Below are 22,510 nucleotides of genomic sequence, written 5' to 3' on the forward strand. Positions count from 1 at the left end.
GGCGCTAATGACTCACACTATTCGAGAAAACATTCATGACGATAACGCCTGTCACAATCAGCACCATACCAGCGATAGCGGCGAAATCTAATTTTTGAGCAAACATGATTACACCAATACTCGCAACCAAAACAACGCCGAGCCCCGACCATACAGCATAAGCGATTCCTACTGGGATCACTTTCAAAACCAAGGATAAGAAATAGAATGCAACCCCATACCCAATGACAACCAAAACGCTCGGAGCCAGCTTGGTAAAGCCTTCCGACGCTTTTAAAGCACTAGTGGCAATGACTTCAGCAATAATGGCTATTACTAGGTACAAATAAGTCATATCTCTTCCTCAACTATCTCATTACTATTGACTGCTTTTTAAGCTCTGGTGACCGACATACCCGCGCTAGTAGTTAGCAAGGCTAATTAAATAAACAAAAAAATCATCGGATGATTTAGGTTGCGAGCGCTTTATCTAGCAACGCTTTCAGTTGCTGAACTTCTTGTTGATCCAGTTTACGCTTTAGCTGCTCAGAAATAGCCTTGTACACCCCCTGCTCTTTCGAAAGATCTTTTATCACTTGTTCGGTGAGCATTACTCGCTTGGCACGTGCATCTTCTGCACAATCAATTCGCTTTACTAAGCCTTTCTTTTCTAACCGTGCGACCATAGTCGAAGCAGAAGGTTTGGTCACCCTCATTTCCAACGCCAGATCGGTAATACGCATCCCTTGAGGGTAACCCTCTATCACGCGCAGGTAGTCATACTCATTAAAGCTCAAACGTGCCAATGGATCTTCTTGGGCATAAACCCGCCACGCTTTAGCACAAAAACGCTCAAGCTCAATCAAGTTCCTTTCTAGACTCATTATCAAACCATTTAGTTAGCAAGGCTAACTATTCTAGCGCAATTTATCGTAGCCGCAATCAAAAAAACCGCTGTGCTAGCGGTTTTTTTTGATTGCCGATATAAAGCTATTGTTCGCTGAACTCGGTTTGCTGTTTCGCTTTAGCCATATGTTCAGCTTTGACCTGATTATAAATACGACTTAGTTCGAGGAAGGCGTAGCGGTGCTCAACATACTCATAGACATTGAATGAGATTGCCAGCTTATAGAGAGAAATCGCGTTGGCAAAATCCCCTTGCGTTTGATAGCGCTTACCAAGATAAAAATAAGTTTCGGTTAATCGTTGGGCAAGTAAAGTGTTATCACGCGTACCACTGAATATGGCCTTAAAGGCTTGCTCTTCGCTCACTTCACCTAAACTGATCGCCACCAAAACCCATCCCCACTGCTCATCGCGCTGTTGGTAGTCTTGCAACAACTCTTGACGAGCGATATCGGGTTGCTTCTCCGATTGAATGATATAGCGCCATAAGGCACGGAAGGGATCACTTGGATCTTGATCATAATGGGTTTGAATACCTTCAAGCGCCAGATCAATACGATCACCATAATAAAGAGCAATGGCTCGATTTCGCTCAGCGTAAGAGTTTTCAGGATCTAACTCCAAGGTAGAGTCAAACGCATCATACGCCGCATCAAATTCACCGACTTGGGTAAAGTAGACACCAAGCAGGTTAAACAAATCGGGTTGTGCCGGATTTAGCGCCAGCGACTGGTTATAGTCCAGTCGAGCTAAGTCACGTAAACCAACATTGTCATAATTGTTGCCGCGCTCATAGAGCATTTTTGCCCGAACTGGCTCGGAAAGATCAGGGCGTTGCAATAATTGTGATAGGCGCGCGATTTGAACTTCTTGTTGCACACTTGCTTGAAGAGGAACCGCCATCGGTGGATACATCCACTGCGCACTATTATTTGACGTTGAAGCACAGCCTGCCGTAATGAGCATGGCTAAGCTAAGTGTTGCGGTTTGAAACCATTTCACAGATAAATACTCCTGTTACTGAGTTTACACTCAGTGTCATCCGCATAAAAAAAGGGAGCGTAATGCTCCCTTTATAACATGCTTTTGGCAGGTTAGGCTAATCGCCTGACTGACCTAAATGTGCATTGATTAAGCGTCTGCAGCTGGCTTTTCTTCTGCCGCTGGTGCTTCTGTGCTCTCTACCGCTTCTTTCATGCTTAGACGAACGCGACCCTGACGGTCAATCTCAAGTACTTTCACTTGAACTTCTTGACCTTCAGCTAGGTAGTCAGACACTTTCTCTACACGCTTGTCAGCGATTTGAGAGATGTGTACTAGGCCATCTTTGCCTGGCAGGATAGTAACGAATGCACCAAAGTCAGCAAGACGGGCAACTTTACCAGAGTAGATACGGCCAACTTCAACTTCTGCCGTGATCTCTTCAATACGACGGATCGCTTCTTGCGCCGCAGCACCTTCGGTTGCAGCAATCTTGATCGTACCGTCATCTTCGATTTCGATAGTTGTACCCGTCTCTTCAGTTAGAGCTCGGATAACTGCACCACCTTTACCGATAACGTCTTTGATCTTCTCAGAACTGATCTTCATCGTATGAATACGTGGAGCAAATTCAGAGATATCGTCACGAGCACCAGAGATAGCTTGATCCATTACTGATAGGATGTGCTTACGTGCGCCTTGAGCTTGGTTAAGCGCAATTTGCATGATCTCTTTAGTGATACCTTCGATCTTGATATCCATCTGAAGTGCAGTGATACCGTCGTTAGTACCCGCTACTTTAAAGTCCATGTCACCTAGGTGGTCTTCGTCACCAAGGATGTCAGAAAGAACAACAAAGTCATCGCCTTCTTTAACAAGACCCATTGCGATACCCGCAACAGATGACTTGATTGGTACACCCGCATCCATAAGCGCTAGCGAAGTACCACATACAGAAGCCATTGATGAAGAACCGTTAGATTCTGTGATTTCTGATACAACACGCACTGTGTATGGGAATTCTTCCGCAGAAGGCATAACCGCAGCAATACCACGTTTAGCCAGTTTACCGTGGCCGATTTCACGACGCTTAGGCGAACCTACAAAACCAGTTTCACCTACACAGTATGGAGGGAAGTTGTAGTGTAGTAGGAAGTTATCTTTACGCTCACCGGTTAGCTCATCGATGATTTGCGCATCACGCTGCGTACCTAGAGTCGCCGTCACGATAGCTTGAGTTTCACCACGAGTGAATAGAGAAGAACCGTGAGTACGTGGAAGCACGCCAGTACGTACGTCTAGCGCACGAACCATGTCTTTTTCACGACCGTCGATACGTGGGTTGCCAGCAATGATACGGCTACGTACAACGTTTTTCTCTAGAGAACCAAGCATGCCGCGGATTTCGCGCTCGTTTAGTTCTTCGTCTTGCGCAAGAAGGGCGGCAACAACATCGTTCTTGATTGCGCCAACTTGCTCGTAACGAGCCATTTTCTCAGTGATTTGGTACGCTTCAGATAGACGAGCTTCTGCAAGTTCAGCAACGCGAGCTTTTAGCTCAGTGTTGACAACAGGTGCTTGCCATTCCCAAGCTGGAGTCGCGACTTCAGCTGCGAATTCGTTGATCGCTTTAATCACAACTTGTTGTTGCTCGTGACCAAATACCACAGCAGACAGCATCTCTTCTTCAGTTAGGTTGTCTGCTTCAGATTCAACCATAAGCACTGCGCCTTCAGTACCAGAAACAACTAAGTCAAGCTTAGACGTTGCTAGTTCAGTGTTGCTTGGGTTCAGTACAAGTTGACCATCAATGTGACCAACACGTGCCGCGCCGATAGGACCGTTGAACGGGATACCAGAGATAGCAAGCGCTGCTGAAGTACCGATCATTGTAACCATATCAGGTTGAACGTCTGGGTTTACAGACATTACCGTGGCAATAACCTGAACTTCGTTTTTAAACGAGTCTGGGAACAGTGGGCGAATTGGACGGTCGATAAGACGAGCAGTCAGTGTTTCACCTTCAGATGGACGGCCTTCACGCTTGAAGAAACCACCTGGGATTTTACCTGCCGCGTAAGTACGCTCTTGGTAGTTAACAGTTAGAGGGAAGAAATCTTGACCTTCTACTGCTTCTTTTTTACCAACTACAGAAACGAATACTGCTGTATCGTCCATAGTAACCATAACGGCGGCTGTAGCTTGACGTGCGATAACGCCAGTTTCTAGAGTAACTGTGTGGTTACCGTACTGGAACGTTTTAACAACTGGTTTTTCGAACATTGTTATTCCTTGTTTCTCAATCCCTGCTTGGCAGAGATCAGAGTGTATTGGTTGATACTCAATACATTACAAATCGCGACTAGTGAAAAGAAACTAAAACAATTTCCTTTGAATAGTCGCGACCTTTTGGTCGACGTGGTTGACTGTAATGTGATGAGCTTGTTGCTCATGCTTTGTTACTCTATACGGTATCAACAGCATGCGGGGCGTAGTATAGCGGGATTAATTCGATTTGGCTAAGCTCTAGCACCTAAAATAAGTTTGGGGCAACAAAAAAGGGGCCTAAAGCCCCTTTTTCGACAAACTGCTATGCAATCGCTAATTAGCGACGTAGGCCTAGACGCTTGATTAGATCTTGGTAACGAGAAAGGTTTTTGCCTTTCAAGTAGTCAAGAAGCTTACGACGGCGAGAAACCATGCGTAGAAGACCACGACGGCTGTGGTGATCAGCTTTGTGCGCTTTGAAGTGACCTTGTAAGTGGTTGATAGAAGCTGTAAGTAGAGCTACTTGAACTTCTGGTGAACCAGTGTCGCCTTCGCCTTGAGCGTATTCTGCAACGATTGCTGCTTTAGTTTCTGCATTCAGAGACATTATTCTCTCCTAATAAGAGTAAGTTTAAATTTGTAGCAGCCAATCTCTGATTCAGCCACTACGCGAAGCGCGGATTATATGAGATGGAAAGAGGTTAAGCAATAGATAATTTGAGCGGTCTGACTGGTTTAAAAGATAGCGAAACAAAAACAGTAAGACGCTCGTGCCCTTATAGCGTCTCGAACCTCTGCGTTCTCGTTGCTCAGCGTTCCCATCGTGACCTTTTCTGTTACACTTAAGCGATTGAAACCTAGCTATTTGAAACAACAGGATTGATTATGAAAATCGGCATCATCGGTGCAATGGAACAAGAAGTTTCTATTCTTAAACAGGCTATCGAGAACGGTGAAACCGTCAATAAGGCTGGCTGTACTTTCTTCTCTGGCAAGCTCAACGGTGTCGACGTTGTACTCCTGCAATCCGGTATCGGTAAAGTGGCCGCCGCCGTAGGGACGACAGTGTTGTTAAATGAATATCAACCAGACATCGTGATCAACACAGGTTCAGCCGGTGGGTTTGATTCGACGCTAAACTTGGGCGATGTGGTTATTTCAACTGAAGTTCGTCACCACGATGCAGACGTAACCGCATTTGGCTACGAAATGGGCCAAATGGCACAGCAACCTGCAGCTTTTCTTGCCGATGAAAAACTGATCGACGTAGCAGAAAAAGCGCTGGCACAAATGGAAGGCAAACACGCGGTACGCGGCCTGATTTGTACTGGTGATGCGTTCGTTTGCACCGCCGAGCGCCAAGCGTTTATTCGTCAGCACTTCCCAAGCGTGATCGCCGTAGAAATGGAGGCGTCCGCTATTGCACAGACGTGCCACCAGTTCAAGGTTCCTTTTGTTGTGGTTCGCGCCATCTCGGATGTGGCCGATAAAGAGTCACCAATGAGCTTCGAAGAGTTCTTGCCTCTTGCGGCACAAAGCTCATCGGAAATGGTCATTAAAATGGTTGAACTGCTGAAATAAGCGAAGACACATCATGGAAGATTTGTTTGCTCAAATTTACTCTAACGGCGCGCTCCTAGTCCTATGGGGCGCTTTGTTGTGCCATTTAGTTTTGCCCTTCCCACGAGAAGCACACCCAGCAATCCTGTGGCACAAATTCGCTGAGCAACTTGCAGACAAAGTTAATACCAACGCCAACTATAACCAAAGTCTGATTTCAGGCACGCTTGCTTGGTTACTGATGATCGTGCCGATGTTAGCGGTGCTTATCGCCCTTAAACCGCTGGTTTGGCAACCACTGTTATTTGAACTGGCGTTTGTGTTACTGGCGATTGATTGGCGCAATACCGACAAATTTTGCGCGCAATTTATCACCGCGCTTGCACGCGAAGATAAACCGCAAGCCAGAACACTTCTCAACCCGATTATCAACCGCAATACTCAACCACTGTCGCTGCTCGGCTTGGGCAAAGCAGGCGCAGAAACCCTGATCATGTCATATGGTCGCAACGTGGTTGGAGTGCTGTTTTGGTATGCTATCGCAGGCGCGATTGGCGCGTTTATTTATCGAATGATGGTCGAACTGGCTCGGGCCTGGTCCCCTTCTCGTCAGCGCTTCAATCCGTTTGGTCTTCCTGCCGTCAGAGCCGTGGCCGTGATGGACTTTATCCCATTACGTCTGTTTGCATTGATGATCGCCACAGGGCAACGAGCTCAGTATGTGTTTGGCCTACTAAAACAACAAGCTAGCTCTTGGCCGTTACCTGGCCCCTCTTGGCTCATTGTCGCTGTCGGCGCTAAATTAGAACTGTCGCTCGGTGGCCCGGCTATTTACGATGGTAAAAAAGCGGTGCGAGCGAAACTGGGAGGAAGAATCGCCCCCTCTGCTTTACATATCGCTCAACTGCAAAAACTTCTCGCTTGGCGTATGTTGACCTGGCTTTTAATTCAAAGCTTATTCATGGCCATTATTTATCAAGGTATATAAATGCGTTTCGTCACTGCTGTTTTTTGCATCCTTTTTACTGCCACTATCAACGCGGCGCCCGTTACTCGAGTGATCAGTTTGGCCCCTCACGCCACTGAAATTGCCTTCGCAGCTGGCCTTGGCGATAAGTTAGTTGCCGTTAGTGCACACAGTGATTACCCGCCTGAGGCGCAAACGCTGGAAAAAGTCTCCAACTATCAGGGCATCAAGATTGAACGAATTATTGCTCTGCAACCTGATCTGATCATCGCTTGGCCGACAGGCAACCCCATTGGTGAACTAAAAAAACTGGAGCAATTTGGCCTTACTATTTACTACTCGCAGGCAAATTCTCTCGAAGATATCGCGACAAGCATTGAGCAATTGAGTCAGTACGCCGATGATCCGAGCATAGGCCAACGCGCCGCAGCTGACTTCAGGCAGCAATTAGCTATCTTGAAAACCAGTTATGATACCCAGTCTAAAGTGCGTTACTTTTATCAATTAAGTCAGCAGCCTATTATCACTGTGGCGCAAAACAAGTGGCCAAGTGAAGTGTTTCGCTTTTGTGGTGGTGTCAATGTCTTCGCCAATAGTGAGGCCCCCTACCCACAAGTGGGGTTAGAGCAAGTGATCGTGCAAAACCCAGACGTTATCTTTACTTCTCAACATGTTATTGCAGACACAAATATGTGGGATAAATGGCGCGAACAGCTTTCTGCAGTACAACATCAATTTGTCTGGTCGCTCAATTCCGACTGGATTAATCGACCGACGCCAAGAACGTTAAACGCGATCAAACAAGTGTGTGAGCACTTCGAAACAGTAAGACAAAAAGGCTAACGTTAAACGCTGAGATCTCGTACAATCCGACTTCATTTTCTGTTCCCTCAATTTTGTAAGAGATGTTAGTAACATGGACTCCATGCTGCTTTACTTTATCGATCTATTCGGTACGGCGATCTTCGCCATTTCAGGTGTGCTGTTAGCAGGCCGACTTAAAATGGACCCCTTTGGTGTCGTTGTACTAGGCAGTGTAACGGCAATTGGTGGTGGTACCATCCGTGATATGGCATTAGGCGCAACGCCTGTGTTTTGGATCACCGATACCAACTACCTCTGGACCATCCTCATCACCTGCTTACTCACCATGATCATTGTTCGTCGCCCCAAGCGTCTCTCTTGGTGGATCTTGCCCGTGTGTGATGCGATTGGCTTGGCGGTCTTTGTTGGTATTGGTGTCGAAAAGTCGATGATTTACCAAGAGTCTGCGTTAGTCGCCATCATTATGGGTGTGATCACCGGCTGCGGCGGCGGCATCATTCGCGATGTACTCGCCCGTGAAGTGCCGATGATTTTACGCAGCGAAGTTTATGCCACGGCGTGTATTATTGGCGGAGTGTTCCACACTACCGCATTAGCCATGGGCGCCGATAACGGCAGTGCATTCTTAGCTGGGATGTGCTCAACACTCTTGATTCGCTTAGGTGCGATTCGCTGGCATTTATCGCTGCCCACTTTCGCCCTTAATCGATAATTTACCAAGATTAAAAAAGGTCGCCGAGGCGACCTTTTTTGCTTCATGAGTGTCTATTTCTGCACTCGGAGTAGCACTTGTTTTAAGGCGTCGAAATCATTGGCTAGCGGTTCCGATAGCAGATCCATAACCGCGTGCTTGGCTAATGGCGCCGGAAGTTCGATATCTAACTCTAAAATCTCATCGACCACTTCTTTGAATTTCGCCGGGTGGGCGGTACATAAGAACAAGCCAGTTTCACCCGCTTGCAACTGCTCATCAAGCACACGATACGCAATCGCACCATGCGGCTCACATAGGTAACCTTGTTGATGCAGATCTTTCACTGACTCAGCACTTTGCGCATCCGTTACCGCGCCTTTACCTAAGGTCTCTAAACCCCACTTTTTAACACGGCACAGCTCTTCGATACGTGGCCAGTTATTTGGCTGGCTCACATCCATCGCATTAGAGGTGGTCGCCACCGTTGGTTTAGGATCCCACTGACCCGTTTCGAGATAACGAGGCACGGTATCGTTGGCGTTCGTGGCCGCAATAAAGCGTTTGATTGGTAACCCGAGCGCTTTAGCCAATAAACCCGCAGTTAAGTTACCGAAGTTACCACTTGGTACTGAAATGACTAAGTTTTCACGCTGCGATTTACTCAATTGAGCAGCCGCCTCGAAGTAGTAACAAATCTGCGCCATAAGACGACTGATGTTAATTGAGTTAGCCGAGTTTAAACCGATCTCTTTACGCAGCTCTGCATCGTCAAATGCTTGTTTTACTAGCGCCTGACAAGCATCAAAATCACCATCAATCGCCACAGTGTGAATATTGTTGCCCAGCGTACAAAATAGCTTCTCTTGCAGTGGACTAATTTTACCTTGCGGATACAAGATCACGACATTGATGTCTTGCATACCGTAGAAAGCATGCGCAACCGCTGCGCCCGTATCACCCGAAGTCGCGGTCAATATAGTGATTTTTCCACCATCAGACACTGCCGCGAGCGACTGAGCCATAAAGCGGCCACCGAAGTCTTTAAACGCTAATGTTGGGCCATGGAATAGCTCTAGCGCATAAACCCCCTCTTTGATTGACTTAATTGGTGCCGGGAACTGAAACGCCGCATCAACCATCGCGTTGACTTGTTCTGGTGGTAATTCATCACCAATCAACGCCGATAAAATCTTAGTACTGCGCGTAACAAAGTCTTCTGCAAGCAGCGCGTCAATATCATCAAACGTTGGTAATTGTTGCGGGAAAAACAGGCCTTGGTTACGGCCGAGTCCTTGGCGCACGGCTTGGCCAAAGGAAACTTGTTCGTCATTTTCTTTTATGTTGTACAGCTTCATAGCTCACTTCCTGTTACGTTCGAACCGTGTTTGTTGAGGCGACAAACATGGACGAATCCTTGTTCATTTTGTACGTAATTCTGTTCGAGCCAGCGAGCAACACGCTCAGCGACCTCTTTATCTTTACAAATGCTAAATAACGTTGGGCCACTGCCAGAAATTCCAGTTGCTAAAGCGCCGGCTGACAAAGCGTATTTGCGGGCATCAGCAAACCCCGGTAGCAGTTTCTCACGATACGGTTCTGCGATCACGTCTTTGATCATCTTCGCCGCCAACTCGGGTTGATTCGAATGGCAAGCGTGAATAAAGCCAGCCAGATGACGACCATGGGCAATGATATCTTGGCGACGGTATTGAGAAGGTAAGATCTCGCGAGCTTCTGCCGTAGACACTTTAATGCCAGGATACGCCATCACCCAGTACCACTCATCAAAACAGGGGACTTCTTGGCTGATAATACCCAATTCTTCGAGCATCAACTGTACGCCACCGAGATAGCACGGCGCGACGTTGTCATAATGAATGCCGCCAGAGATCTGCCCTTCCATTTCTCCCATTAACGCCAGTAGTTCGGTGTCATTCAAAGGCTGACCATGAAAACGGTTCAACGCATCAAGCGCCGCAACAATCGAACAAGCGCTTGACCCTAGCCCCGAACCAATCGGCATGTTCTTTTCAAGTGTCATTTCCAGCGGCAACAGCGACTCAGATTTTTTGTCTAATTCACGAGCAAAAACACGCCAGCAGTCGTAAACGATATTCTCTTTAGGATTCTCAGGCAGCTTAGAGACAAAACGTCCGGCTGTCTTGAGGCTAAACGGCTCACTGCTGGCTTTGATCATGACTCGATCGCCAAGCAAACTGCCATCTAGTGGCGAAACCGCAGCGCCTAATACGTCAAAACCGACACTGACATTACCAATTGATGCTGGTGCGTACACTACTACATCCATACCACGACTCATCGTTATACTCCCAATTTCCAACCAAGTGTACGCATCACGTCAGAGAACACCCCTGCCGCTGTCACCTCTGTACCTGCACCGTAACCGCGCAGTACCAACGGAATAGGCTGATAGTAGCGACTGTAAAAAGCCAAGGCATTTTCACCATCTTTGATTTTGAACATAGGATCGTTTTCATCGACTGCCGACATGCTCACGCGACATTGACCATCAATGATCTCACCCATATAACGCAGCACCTTGCCCTCTTGAGCGGCTTGCGCTGATAGCTGTTGGAAGTAGGCATCCGCCTCTGGTAAACGCTGCATAAACTCTTCGACGCTTCCTGAGTCATCAAAACCTGGTGGCAATGCCTGATCGATAATGACATCTTCCAGTTCAAGGTTCATCCCCGCTTCACGGGCGAGAATCAATAGCTTACGCGCTACATCCATTCCCGAGAGATCATCACGTGGGTCCGGTTCAGTAAAGCCGTTCTCTTTGGCGATGTTTGTTGCTTGGCTCAGTGTCATACCTTCATCTAACTTACCGAAGATATAAGAGAGCGAGCCAGATAAAATACCGCTGAAACGCTCCAGTTCATCACCAGCAGAGATAAGATTCTGCAGGTTTTCAATCACGGGCAAACCTGCACCAACCGTTGTTTCGTACATCAACTTACGGCGTGAGCTACGCGCAACATCACGCAATTGATGGTAGTAAGCCATGCTCGATGTGTTGGCTTTTTTGTTCGGGGTCACAACATGGAAACCCGCCGCAAGAAAATCGGTATATTGGTTGGCAATCACTTCACTCGACGTACAATCAACCAACACTGGGTTGATGATGTGATTACGCTGCACCAATGAAATAAGACGCGCTAAGCTGAACTCTTCAGACGCACCTTTCATGCGATCGCGCCAATGCTCAAGCGGCAACCCTTCACTATCAAGCAGTAACCCTTTGCTATTGGCGAGGCCACAGACACGCAATACAATGCCTTTCTCTGCCAATTTTGCTTGCTGGCGCTCAATCTGATCCACCAGCTCACCGCCGACGCCACCGACACCAACGACAAACACATCAAGGAAGTGTTTTGAATTAAATAGGTTTTCGTGACACGCTTTGATCGCTTCAGAAATTTTATCTTCTGGAATCACAGCAGAAATTGCACGCTCTGAAGAGCCCTGTGCAATCGCAACAATGTTTACGTTAACTTCAGCCAGAGAAGAGAAGAACTGAGACGCCACACCGCGTGAGGTGCGCATACCATCACCCACCAGTGTCACGATCGCCACGTCATTAATAAATTCAACAGGCTCTAACAAGCCATCCTTCAGTTCAAGTTCAAAGGCATCCCTCAATGCTTGTTCTGCCACTATTCTGTCTTGCGCTTCAATACAGAAACTGATGCTGTACTCTGAAGACGATTGAGTGATCAAGACAATCGAAACATCTGCAGATGACATCGCGCCAAACACTCGACTCGCCATACCGACCATGCCTTTCATGCCTGGGCCAGACACGTTGACCATCGTCAGATCGCTTAACGTGGTAATGCCTTTGATTGCGAGATTATCTTCACCAGTATCCTGACCAATAAGCGTACCGGCACCTTGCGGATTAAAACTGTTTTTTATCAGGCAAGGAATATGGAATTGAGCAATCGGTGCGATAGTTTTAGGGTGCAGAACCGACGCACCAAAGTAAGAGAGCTCCATCGCTTCTTGATAACTCAGCGATTTGAGTAAACGCGCATCAGCGACTAAACGAGGGTCACAGTTATACACCCCATCAACGTCAGTCCAGATTTCACAACAATCGGCACGTAAACAGGCAGCGAGTACAGCAGCAGAGTAGTCAGAACCATTGCGGCCAAGAGTAACCAGTTGACCTTGTTCATTACCGGCAGTAAAGCCAGGCATGATATTAACGTGACCTTGCGGTAAAGGCTTTTGACGGAAATTTTGCGTAGAGATATCGACATCGACCATTGCTTCTAATGGTTCTCCACGCGCAAACAGATACTCAACAGGGTCGATAAGACTGGCTGGCTGACCCTTGGCTTCAAGTACCGCTTTCATCAATTGAATCGAAACACGCTCACCTTTACTGATGATACGGGCATTAACGTTATCCGGGCACATTCCGAGTAAGTTAATCCCATGTACAAACTGTTTTAGTTGAGAAAGAGAGGTTTTAACTTGGGTATCGTAACCGCCGCCATCAATATTGGGTAAGACTTGTTTGATGTCTTGGAAAAGATCGCGAAATGCGTCTTCTAACTCGGCGATTTGTAGCTCAGCTTGGCCGTTTTTCAACGCACCTTCTATGACTGAAACTAGCTTATTAGTGGTTTTACCTGGGGCAGATAAAACCACCGCCACTTCTTCTTGCTGGGCATTATTAGCAATAATATCCGCTGCACGTAAAAAACGATCAGCATCTGCTAATGATGAACCTCCAAACTTTAAAACTCGCATCCCTTTCTCCAAAATGTTTTAAAACGGCATAAAAAAAGGCCTGTATCTCGTTGGATACAGGCCTTTTTTTGAATTTCTTTCGTTTAGCAGCCTGCCCCAACAATTGTGATGTCGGTAATAATAATGGTTGTGGTCATTACTAGGCTTTGGTGCTGCATAAGAATAATTTTCTATACGTCGTGTGTTTGCTTAACCATACGTTTACCCTATTTCTTATCTCGGCGTCAACGAAAAGTTGCTATTTTTGTTCACGGTAGAGCAACGAATGGCTAAAGCGCAACACCGATTTAACCACGTCATAAGTGCGATCAATGAAATCAATAGCATACATCGTAATAACTAATTGCTATATAAAAGTTACTTCACAGCCAAGCGAATTATGCTTTAATTAGGTTTGCAGTGGAGAGCAGACAGAGCAAAGGAGTGGTCAATGAGAACAACACTATGCCTATTGGCGGCGTTCGTCGCCTGCCCGCTATTTGCCGCCAAACTTCCGCCACTTCCTGCTCAGCAAAGTAGCTCTCCGCACAAGCTCTTTGTGTTAAGTGAAAGCGATCAACATGACTTCGATTCTTGGAAAATAGATGGCGGGTATTCGTACAACCTGTTCGACAAGGTCGATCTTTACGTTGGGGCTCGCCTTAACAGTAATAATAACATCAATGAAACGGGGTTTTTGAGTGGTGTGAGCTACCAGTTTACTCCACGACTATCGGTCAAGAGTACCTTACACTCTTATAGCGACGACAACACTGTTGCAGGTAAAGAGTCGTCGCTTGCTGCCGAAGTATCGAGTCGGATGAAACTGACCGATAATCTCGACTTTCATGCCACCCTTGATTACCAAGAATGGCAGAAAGGTGTTGAGGTCGGCTTAGGCTTCCGTTTTTAATTCCAATCAAGCAACTCTGTCGACATCAATACCCCATTCCAATCCGCGTAGATGTAATCTCCCGGTTGGATCATTTGATTATGGATGGTTAACGTCACATTGGTTTCGCCCACATCGCGCTTTTCAGTTTTAAACGGGGACGCACCAAGCGCCTTAATGCCTAATTCCATCTCAGACATAGCAGCGATATCACGCACCGCACCGTTTACAATCACACCTTCCCAGTGATTATCAATGGCTAGAATCGCTAATTGATCACCGAGCAATGCTTTTTGGCATGAACCATGGCCATCGACGACTAGGACTTTACCGCGACCATCTTGACTTAACATTTCTCGAACTTTTGAATTATCGTGGTAACAACGTACCGTGACAATTTCACCATAAAAGGCAAACTTACGACCAAAGCTGTGTAGTGGTAGATCGAGCAGTGTTACCTTGTCTGCGTGTTTATCACAAATATCAGGGGTTATGTCTTTCATTTTTCCTCCTTGAACTTCCAAATAATAAATCTTCTATCGGCATCGATCACGCCAATGTCCTAATGGCAGCCGCGTCATGTCATCGATGCATGAGAGCAAGAATAGTTGCTCCTCTTCGATAAAATAAATGGCATTTTGAGCAAACTTTCGCCCTAGTTCCATCGCCTTTTCTTGCGTAATTGGAGCGGCGAAACTCTCTTCAGCCCAAGAGAAGTTTTGGTTTCCCACTAGTACGCGACTATAACCAGTATGGACCAAATCTACAGCTAAGTGGTGATTGTTGCTATCATTCTCTGCTTGTGTTTGCCACTCACTGCCCGGATTCCAAGCGGTGATAATAGCGAACTGTTTTGCAACTGGCAGAGCCTCAAAGCGGAAGTAGGGCTGTTGATAGGCACGCCAAAAATGTGCATCTATTGCCATAATGTCTCCCGTTATACATCGATTGAATACTATTAATATTTGTTACATTCTAACTATTGATATAAATCAACAAAGTGATTGGAATTAACATTTCTACGTTGTTAGCATGCTGTTAAAATTATAAAATCCGCCTCAAAGACTGATAGAGCACAGAGGAAGATGGACCTCTAAGGGTAGAGAAATGCACCAAGGATGGCGGGCAATCAAAGAGAGTGTAATTTTATAATCTTTGGTTTATTATCAACATCACATTACCTGTATGTTATATTTTTGCCTAGAATTTAATCTATTAGCACAAATTTTTCACAAATTTAGGTACCGCCAATGCAAACCCCGCACATTCTTATTGTTGAAGATGAGCAAGTAACTCGTAACACTCTTAAGAGTATTTTTGAAGCAGAGGGATACGCTGTTTTTGAGGCCAGTGACGGTGAAGAAATGCACCAGGTGCTGTCTGATAACCAAGTGAACTTAGTTATCATGGACATTAACCTTCCAGGCAAAAACGGTCTACTACTCGCTCGTGAGCTGCGTGAGCAAGCCAATGTGGCGCTTATGTTCTTAACGGGTCGCGACAACGAAGTCGACAAAATCCTTGGTCTAGAAATCGGTGCTGATGACTACATCACCAAACCATTTAACCCACGTGAACTGACTATCCGTGCACGCAACTTGCTCAACCGTTCAATGAACGCGAGCGCAGTCAGCGAAGAAAAGCGTAGCGTTGATAAATACGTGTTCAATGGCTGGGTGTTGGATATCAACAGTCGTTCATTGGTCAGTCCAAGCGGCGATGGTTACAAACTGCCACGTTCAGAGTTTCGTGCCCTGCTTCACTTCTGTGAAAACCCAGGCAAGATCCAAACTCGTGCAGACTTGCTGAAAAAGATGACCGGACGTGAGCTAAAACCACACGATCGTACTGTCGACGTGACGATTCGTCGCATCCGCAAGCACTTTGAGTCGGTATCTGGCACACCAGAAATTATCGCGACAATTCACGGTGAAGGTTACCGTTTCTGTGGCGATCTAGAAGACTAATTGATCTTGAACGATGACAAAATGGAGCCTGATGGCTCCATTTTTTATTGCTCTCAAATAAAAACGCCTGCTATCAAGCAGGCGTTTTACTTACAACACAATAAAGGGTTAACCTTTACCGCCTTTAATCGCATCAATGATCTCAGTGGTTGAGCAGCCATCCTCAAAGTTAAGTACTTTGACTTGGCCACCATTGGCTATCACTTCTTTACCACCAGCAATCTCTTCCGGTTGGTAATCACCACCTTTAACCAATAGGTCTGGTAATACTTCGCCAATCAAACGTTGCGGCGTATCTTCGCTAAACGGTACGACCCAATCAACCGCGCCTAAACCCGCCAATACCGCCATGCGTCGATCGGTTGGATTGACTGGACGGCCAGGACCTTTTAAGCGCTTAACGGATTCATCGGTGTTGACGGCAACAATTAAGCGATCGCCAAGCTCAGCGGCGTGATTCAAGTAAGAGACATGACCAGCATGCAAAATATCGAAACAGCCATTGGTCATGACGACTTTCTCGCCTTTCGCTTGAGCATTTTTCACCGCTTGCATCAGCGCACTTTCACTAATCACACCAAAGTCTGTGTCTTGACTGCCATGTACAGCTTCTGCCAATTCAATGGTCGACACGGTTGACGTGCCTAGCTTACCAACCACAACGCCCGCAGCAGCATTGGCCAACGCACAGGCTTCATCAAGTGGTTTACCGGCAGCAACCGAAGCCGCCAATACCGAAATAACCGTATCGCCCGCCCCTGTCACGTCATAGACTTCTTGCGCCTGAGTTGGCAAGTGGAATGGTGCTTGACCACGGCGCAATAACGTCATGCCGTGTTCACTGCGCGTAACCAATAGCGCTTCAAAGTCAAACTCTTCAATCAGAGCAAGGCCTTTTTCTTCTAGCTCTTGGTCTGACTTCACTTTACCGACCACATGCTCAAATTCAGCCATATTTGGCGTTAAAAGAGTGGCACCGCGATAGCGTTCGAAATCGGCCCCTTTAGGATCGACAAATACTGGCACATTCGCCGCGCGGGCTTTTTGAATGAACAGTTGCACGTGCTCAAGTGCGCCTTTAGCATAATCCGATAACACCACGGATTTCACCTTCGGCAGGGCACGCTCCATACGCTCAAGAATCAGCTCAGCGTCAACATTTTCAAACTGATCTTCGAAATCAAGCCGGATCAATTGTTGACCACGGCTAAGAACACGCAGTTTAGTAATGGTTGGGTAATTAGGCAGACTCACAAAGTCACATTCAACTTTGAGCGCAGACAGCGTCTCGTTGAGGACCTTAGCAGGTTCATCAATCCCCGTTAAACCAACAATATGAGCGTTACCGCCAAGAGAAGCAATATTCATTGCTACGTTCGCCGCACCACCAGGACGCTCTTCATTATTTTCTACTTTGACTACAGGTACTGGGGCTTCTGGTGAAATACGACCAGTCAGGCCATACCAATAGCGATCTAACATCACATCGCCGATAATCAGCACGCCAGAGTCGCTGTAGTTAGGCAGGATTGGCTTCATTGTGGATCTCCAAATTCTAATTCGGGCAGAAGTTTAGCATAAAGCTGAGCGGTTATTCTAACCACTCATGCCACTGTTGGATAACAAACTCACGCTCAGCAAGGAATTTATCCTCGGCCACGTCCGCATCTAAGTTAAGTAAGTTACGGTGATGGATCTGATCGCGCATCTCGGTATAAGCGTGGGTCAATGCCATTGCGTTGGCTTGTTCAAGAATGCCTTGCGCTATCATGGTTTCAATAATACGCACATTATCGCTCCAACGGGTTAGCTTGGGCTTTTGGTGACTATAGCGCAGTACTAAAAACTGCACCAAGAACTCAACATCTGTAATACCACCGGGGTCTTGCTTAAGCATAAAGCGCCCTGCTTTCTTGCCCCCCAGATGGTCACGCATTTTCACTCTCATGTCTGACACTTGCTTGATCAAGGTGGCCTCATCTCGCTCTAAGGTCAAAATTTCGTGACGCGTTTTTGCGAAGGCTTGCTGTAATGGCGCATCGCCATAGATCATTCGCGCTCGAACTAAGGCTTGATGCTCCCATGTCCAAGCATCATTGCGTTGATACTCATCAAAAGCATCGCTCGGACTAACCAATAACCCTGACACACCAGAAGGCCGCAGACGAGTATCCACATCATACAAAATGCCAGAGGCGGTACGTGTCGAGAAAATATGGATGATACGCTGAGCAAGCCGCAGGTAAAACTGGCGGCCATCAATCTCTTTCTTGCCGTCCGTATTCACATGCACAGGGCAATCATGCATAAACACAATATCCAAATCAGAGTTGTACCCTAGCTCCCAACCGCCGACTTTGCCATAACCAATAACGGCAAAACCTTTGCCATCACGCTCGCTAAGATGTGTCGGTTGACCATATTTCTCGGTCAGTTGCAGCCACGCTTGTGCAACAACCGACTCCACAATCGCCTCAGCGAGATAGGTTAAGTGATCGCTCACTTTCATTACCGGTATCACGCCAGCAATATCGGCCGCCGCGATGCGTAAAATACAAATCTGCTTAAATTGGCGCAGCGCTTCCATCTGCTGCTCCATATCATCTTCAGGTATGCGTGCAAGGAAATCGCGCAGTTCGGTTCGATAGCTGTCGAGTGGAATCGGATTGTACAGTTGCTGGGGGTCGATAAGCTCATCAAGCAAGATAGGATAGCGACCCAGCTGCTCTGAAATCATCGGACTGGCAGTACACAGTCGAACTAACTGCACTAAGGCTGCCGGATGCTCATCAAGCAGCTCTAGGTAAGTGGTACGCGTGACAATTTTATGTAACAAATGCAGCACGCGCGGCAGGCCGAATTTAGCATCTGGGTGAGCATATAAGGCTGCAAAGATCTTCGGCATCAGTCGGTTGAGTACTTCTCGCCCACGCGGGCCTAAGGTTTTTTTCGCCAGATCCTGTTTAAACTGGATGATGGTGGCCGCCATCTGCTGCGGGTCTTCAACCTCAACATCTTGCTCAAGGATATGCTCAATCACATCTTGCTTGGCGGCCATGTCCCACAACTCGACAAAATGCACTGCGATCTCTTGTTGCTCATCCTCATCATCACCAATCAAATTGAGAAACACCACATGCACATTGTCCATATGCATCTGCACATCGCTTATCAACTGTGACCATTGTGTGTATCCCATCGCGACAGCCAGTTGTAGCTGTTCCAGTTCACATTCAGGTAAGGTCTGAGTCTGTTTGTCTGCCATTGCCTGAAGCAGGTTCTCTAAACGACGAAGGTATTTATATGCGTGGCGTAAACAGGCGGTTTCTTCTGCCGTTAACTGTTCCAGCTCTTCGATGGCAGTTAGAGTAATCAGAAGACCTCGATGACGTAAGTTTGGCTCACGTCCACCGCGAATAAGTTGAAATACCTGAGCAATAAACTCGATTTCACGAATTCCGCCCGCCCCGAGCTTGATGTTGTTGCTCAGGCCGCGTCGGCGCACTTCACTGCTGATCATCGACTTCATCCGACGCAGTGATTGAATCGCGCTAAAATCGATGTAACGACGAAAGACAAAGGGACGCAACATTTGGCGCAGCTCTTGATACTGAGGATACATTTCACTGCCCATCACTCGCGCTTTAATCATTGCATAGCGCTCCCAATCACGCCCTTGCTCTTGGTAGTAGTCTTCCAGTGCCGCAAAGCTCATGACCAGCGGACCACTATCGCCAAACGGGCGCAGACGCATATCGACACGGTAACAAAAGCCATCAAACGTTTGCTGATCGAGCGCTTTAATGATGCGTTGACCTAAGCGAGTAAAAAATTGTGCATTGGCGAAACTCTTACGAGCACCTTGAGTTTCACCGTTTTCTGGGTAGGTAAAAATCAGGTCGATATCGGACGAGAAATTGAGTTCCCCGCCACCAAGTTTGCCCATGCCGATGACGAGCATTGGCTGCGCTTCACCGTGCTCATTGGTTGGCGTCCCCCACAACTCGCAACACGCTTTGTATTGCCATTGGTAGGTTTCGAAAATCATCGCTTCGGCAAGCTCAGAGAGGTGCGCTAAGCTCTGCTCTAATCGCCATGAGGCCGTAAAGTCACGCCAAGCGATGTAAACCATTTCTCGGTTACGAAACTGGCGCAACACGCGATAGCCTTGCATCTCATCACTGCACTCACTAAGCATAGCGGCTAAGCGCTGACGATAATCCTGACAACGTGATGACTGAGCGAGCATCTCAGGCAATGCCTGTTGCAAGTGCTCATCGGTAGTTAAAACGTCAACCACAAACTGGCTGAGCCCTGCAACATAGCAAAGCTGTTGGCGAAGTGGTTCAGGCCAGTGTGAAAGTGCATCAGATAGATGTAACGACTCAAGCGCTGATTGAGAATAAGAGAGGAGGCTTTCTGGCAGTTGCATGATTCTTCCTTGTTCGAGAAATACCAGCTGAGAGGATGGTAATATGCTTATTTATACCAATAAAAAACGCCCACTAGTAGCCAGTGGGCGTTTCTTAACAATAACTTGAGAAGTTAGACTTTAAATGATGTGATCTTCTTGTCGAGCTCTTCCGCATTCTGCTGCATGATTTCAGAGGTTTCAAGCAGTTCAGAGACCACGGTCACCGATGCTTCTACCAGTTCACGCACGTTAGTTAAGTTCTGATTCATCTCTTCCGCGACATTGCTCTGCTGACCCGCAGCTGTCGCAATTTGGAAATTCATATCATTAATTTGGTTTACTTGATCGACAATGCCATCTAACTCATCACCAGCATTAGTGACCAGTTCAACCCCTTCAGCGGCTTCAACCACGCTCTTCTCCATCAAGTCGACGGCGGAGCTAGCACTGGCTTGTAACTTAGAGATCATCTCTTGGATTTCGACCGTTGCTTGTTGAGTACGCTGAGCAAGGTTACGCACCTCATCTGCCACCACAGCAAAACCTCGACCTGCCTCTCCAGCGCGCGCCGCTTCTATCGCAGCATTAAGCGCTAATAAATTGGTTTGCTCGGAGATGCCTTGAATAGTACCGACGACACTACCTATCGAGTCGACACTTTCCTCGACTTGATTCACCGCATGAGCAGAAGCGGCGATATCTTTCGATAGCTCGCTGATTTTTTTCACTGTGTCTTGAACAAATCGTTGACCTGTAACCGCCGAACCAGACGCATTTTCGGTCAATGATGAGGCGCTCTGCGCATGGTCTGCTACCGTTTGAACTGTAGAGGTCATCTCGCTCATTGCTGTTGCGAGTTGATCAATTTCGTCAAACTCTTCTTTCGCCGACTCTTTGGTTTCTGACATGCTTAATGTCATCACTTCAGTCAAACCAGACAGCTCTTGCGACGCATCTATCTGTAGTCGAATCATCTCTTGCAGTTGCACACGAGTTTTCTCTAACTCACGCGCTACATCGCCATACTCATCTTTACAGGCCATTTCGATTGGCACCGAAAGGTCTTTCTGCGCCATTAATTTAATCGACTCATTTAGATATTGAGTTTGACGCAGCATCACACGCGCGGCAAACATTAACAAAGTGATAAAAACGAGGATCAGCAAACCCGTCTGCCAGGCAACTTGAACAAGATAAGCGTCGTAATGCTCCTGAGCTACCTGAATGTTTTGCGTGGCGGCAAGTAGAGAATCATAAAAGGTACTTGCGTCCCACAACTGTTTGCTGATGATGAGTAAGGTACTGAATACCATCAGCATTACCATCTTAGGAACCAGTCGAATATCCGTAATCACTCGTTCCCACGGCTTAAACACCATCTTGGTCATTGTCCGTTCTCCACTTTGTCATATTTTGAGTTTTCAATGCTTTATATTAGAGTGGCACAGAAGGTGCGACTGCATTGATAATACTGAACTTAATTTATTTCGAGCCTCGTATGAATAGAGATATTACCAAAGACGACACAAAACCGATGAGCTTGTTGTCACTGATCTTGTCATTTATGGCGCTATTTGTGATCTCGGGCTTGTTGTTTTTTCCATTACGCCCAGAAACTCGACAGGTATTTATCGGCTTAGACTTCGTTATCTGTAGCATATTCCTTTTGCAACTCTGTATAGATTTGATCCGCTCTACAGATCGTGTGAAATATATGCAACGACACTGGATAGACTTTGTGGCCAGTGTGCCGATGATCGAACCGCTTCGCTATGCACGCTTATTTTCAATTTTGCGAGTGATCTTAGTGATCCGTTCAAGTCGCCACGCGCTCAAAAAATCATTGGAAAACAAACGCGAAACCACGCTTGCTTCTATCTTGTTATTGTTGGTTATCTTGATGACTGTTGGTTCAAGTACCATGTTGTTTTTAGAGGGAAGTTCTCCCGATGCCAATATTCATAATGGCGGCGATGCCATGTGGTGGGCTTTGGTGACGATATCAACCGTTGGATATGGCGATCATTATCCGGTCACTGATGCTGGACGCATCTTGGCATCAGCGTTGATCATTTGTGGCGTCGGCTTGTTTGGTATGATTTCTGGCTTAATCACGTCGATGATTACCTCACCGTCTAAAGGTCAAGACGACCGTTCAAAGAATAAAGAACGACTATTGATCGAGTTGGTAGAAAAACAGAACGAAATTCTCAAGCGGCTCGATAAAATCGAACGCGAATCTCACACCGCGCAGAAACAAAAACGAGAGCCTTAAGCTCTCGTTTCATTCACTGTA

Annotated in this window: 20 protein-coding genes and 1 other annotated feature; of the genes, 7 read left to right on the plus strand and 13 right to left on the minus strand. The window is 46.8% G+C overall.

Going from position 1 to position 22,510, the window contains the following annotated elements; genetic code table 11:
- Positions 1 to 4: 4 nt before the first annotated feature.
- From BS19_RS06745 to rpsO, 5 genes are all read right to left on the minus strand, one after another.
- Positions 5 to 334, minus strand: a complete 330-nt coding sequence (locus BS19_RS06745) for a DMT family transporter (RefSeq protein WP_038174198.1) — start codon at positions 332 to 334, stop codon at positions 5 to 7.
- A 115-nt stretch (positions 335 to 449) separates the two neighbouring features.
- Entirely contained in the window at positions 450 to 863 is a 414-nt protein-coding gene (locus tag BS19_RS06750) for a MarR family winged helix-turn-helix transcriptional regulator (protein ID WP_038174200.1), read from the minus strand.
- Positions 864 to 969: 106 nt separating this feature from the next.
- Positions 970 to 1,887 carry a lipoprotein NlpI gene (gene nlpI, locus BS19_RS06755; protein ID WP_038174201.1) on the minus strand — a complete coding sequence of 306 codons (918 nt, stop codon included), beginning with the start codon at positions 1,885 to 1,887 and terminating at the stop codon, positions 970 to 972.
- A gap of 129 nt (positions 1,888 to 2,016) precedes the next feature.
- Entirely contained in the window at positions 2,017 to 4,149 is a 2,133-nt protein-coding gene (pnp, locus tag BS19_RS06760) for a polyribonucleotide nucleotidyltransferase (RefSeq protein ID WP_038174203.1), read from the minus strand.
- A gap of 322 nt (positions 4,150 to 4,471) precedes the next feature.
- Positions 4,472 to 4,741 carry a 30S ribosomal protein S15 gene (gene rpsO, locus BS19_RS06765; RefSeq protein WP_038174204.1) on the minus strand — a complete coding sequence of 90 codons (270 nt, stop codon included), beginning with the start codon at positions 4,739 to 4,741 and terminating at the stop codon, positions 4,472 to 4,474.
- A 278-nt stretch (positions 4,742 to 5,019) separates the two neighbouring features.
- Between rpsO and mtnN the strand changes: the two genes are divergently transcribed.
- The 4 genes from mtnN to BS19_RS06785 all read left to right on the plus strand — a co-directional run bounded on the left by mtnN (position 5,020) and on the right by BS19_RS06785 (position 8,198).
- On the plus strand, positions 5,020 to 5,715 hold the full coding sequence (mtnN, locus tag BS19_RS06770; protein WP_038174207.1) for a 5'-methylthioadenosine/S-adenosylhomocysteine nucleosidase: 696 nt from the start codon (positions 5,020 to 5,022) through the stop codon (positions 5,713 to 5,715).
- 13 nt (positions 5,716 to 5,728) lie between these two features.
- Complete coding sequence (locus tag BS19_RS06775; RefSeq protein WP_038174209.1) at positions 5,729 to 6,682, plus strand: cobalamin biosynthesis family protein; 954 nt, start codon at positions 5,729 to 5,731, stop codon at positions 6,680 to 6,682.
- Positions 6,683 to 7,504, plus strand: a complete 822-nt coding sequence (gene btuF / locus BS19_RS06780; protein ID WP_051686506.1) for a vitamin B12 ABC transporter substrate-binding protein BtuF — start codon at positions 6,683 to 6,685, stop codon at positions 7,502 to 7,504.
- Positions 7,505 to 7,577: 73 nt separating this feature from the next.
- Positions 7,578 to 8,198, plus strand: coding sequence for a TRIC cation channel family protein (locus BS19_RS06785; protein WP_038174210.1), 621 nt, complete (start codon positions 7,578 to 7,580; stop codon positions 8,196 to 8,198).
- A 53-nt stretch (positions 8,199 to 8,251) separates the two neighbouring features.
- On the opposite strand, the gene thrC is transcribed toward BS19_RS06785, so the two are convergent.
- Genes thrC through thrA form a run of 3 tightly spaced genes read right to left on the minus strand, consistent with a single transcriptional unit; the run spans position 8,252 to position 12,962 of the window.
- The gene (gene thrC / locus BS19_RS06790) at positions 8,252 to 9,535 is read right to left on the minus strand and encodes a threonine synthase (RefSeq protein ID WP_038174211.1); all 1,284 of its coding nucleotides are present in this window, start codon (positions 9,533 to 9,535) and stop codon (positions 8,252 to 8,254) included.
- Positions 9,532 to 10,488, minus strand: a complete 957-nt coding sequence (gene thrB / locus BS19_RS06795; RefSeq protein ID WP_038174292.1) for a homoserine kinase — start codon at positions 10,486 to 10,488, stop codon at positions 9,532 to 9,534. The genes thrC and thrB overlap by 4 nt, the downstream gene beginning before the upstream one ends.
- A gap of 14 nt (positions 10,489 to 10,502) precedes the next feature.
- Positions 10,503 to 12,962: a bifunctional aspartate kinase/homoserine dehydrogenase I gene (gene thrA / locus BS19_RS06800; RefSeq protein ID WP_038174212.1), complete on the minus strand. Its 2,460-nt coding sequence runs from the start codon at positions 12,960 to 12,962 to the stop codon at positions 10,503 to 10,505.
- A gap of 29 nt (positions 12,963 to 12,991) precedes the next feature.
- Positions 12,992 to 13,110 (minus strand) — a sequence feature (Thr leader region).
- Between the two features lie 282 nt (positions 13,111 to 13,392).
- On the opposite strand from thrA, the gene BS19_RS06805 reads away from it, so the two are divergent.
- A complete protein-coding gene (locus BS19_RS06805; protein ID WP_038174214.1) occupies positions 13,393 to 13,854 on the plus strand; it encodes a hypothetical protein in 462 nt (153 codons plus the stop codon).
- On the opposite strand, the gene BS19_RS06810 is transcribed toward BS19_RS06805, so the two are convergent.
- Positions 13,851 to 14,336: a putative 4-hydroxy-4-methyl-2-oxoglutarate aldolase gene (locus BS19_RS06810; protein ID WP_038174215.1), complete on the minus strand. Its 486-nt coding sequence runs from the start codon at positions 14,334 to 14,336 to the stop codon at positions 13,851 to 13,853. The genes BS19_RS06805 and BS19_RS06810 overlap by 4 nt on opposite strands.
- Before the next feature lie 33 nt (positions 14,337 to 14,369).
- Complete coding sequence (locus BS19_RS06815) at positions 14,370 to 14,759, minus strand: DUF3293 domain-containing protein (RefSeq protein WP_038174216.1); 390 nt, start codon at positions 14,757 to 14,759, stop codon at positions 14,370 to 14,372.
- 324 nt (positions 14,760 to 15,083) lie between these two features.
- On the opposite strand from BS19_RS06815, the gene arcA reads away from it, so the two are divergent.
- Positions 15,084 to 15,800 (plus strand): two-component system response regulator ArcA, encoded by a 717-nt coding sequence (gene arcA / locus BS19_RS06820; RefSeq protein WP_038174218.1) that lies wholly within the window; start codon positions 15,084 to 15,086, stop codon positions 15,798 to 15,800.
- 108 nt (positions 15,801 to 15,908) lie between these two features.
- Here the strand turns inward: arcA and hldE are convergent, their stop codons facing one another.
- The 3 genes from hldE to BS19_RS06835 form a co-directional block, all read right to left on the minus strand.
- Positions 15,909 to 17,339 (minus strand): bifunctional D-glycero-beta-D-manno-heptose-7-phosphate kinase/D-glycero-beta-D-manno-heptose 1-phosphate adenylyltransferase HldE, encoded by a 1,431-nt coding sequence (gene hldE, locus BS19_RS06825; protein ID WP_038174219.1) that lies wholly within the window; start codon positions 17,337 to 17,339, stop codon positions 15,909 to 15,911.
- Positions 17,340 to 17,391: 52 nt separating this feature from the next.
- Positions 17,392 to 20,232: a bifunctional [glutamate--ammonia ligase]-adenylyl-L-tyrosine phosphorylase/[glutamate--ammonia-ligase] adenylyltransferase gene (gene glnE / locus BS19_RS06830; RefSeq protein WP_038174220.1), complete on the minus strand. Its 2,841-nt coding sequence runs from the start codon at positions 20,230 to 20,232 to the stop codon at positions 17,392 to 17,394.
- 113 nt (positions 20,233 to 20,345) lie between these two features.
- Complete coding sequence (locus BS19_RS06835) at positions 20,346 to 21,602, minus strand: methyl-accepting chemotaxis protein (protein WP_038174222.1); 1,257 nt, start codon at positions 21,600 to 21,602, stop codon at positions 20,346 to 20,348.
- A 110-nt stretch (positions 21,603 to 21,712) separates the two neighbouring features.
- Here BS19_RS06835 and BS19_RS06840 point away from each other — a divergent pair, with 110 nt between their 5' ends.
- Complete coding sequence (locus BS19_RS06840) at positions 21,713 to 22,489, plus strand: potassium channel family protein (RefSeq protein ID WP_038174223.1); 777 nt, start codon at positions 21,713 to 21,715, stop codon at positions 22,487 to 22,489.
- The last annotated feature ends 21 nt before the right edge of the window (positions 22,490 to 22,510 follow it).

The sequence above is a fragment of the Vibrio pacinii DSM 19139 genome, from assembly GCF_000711795.1.
GTDB classification, from domain to species: Bacteria; Pseudomonadota; Gammaproteobacteria; order Enterobacterales; family Vibrionaceae; genus Vibrio; species Vibrio pacinii.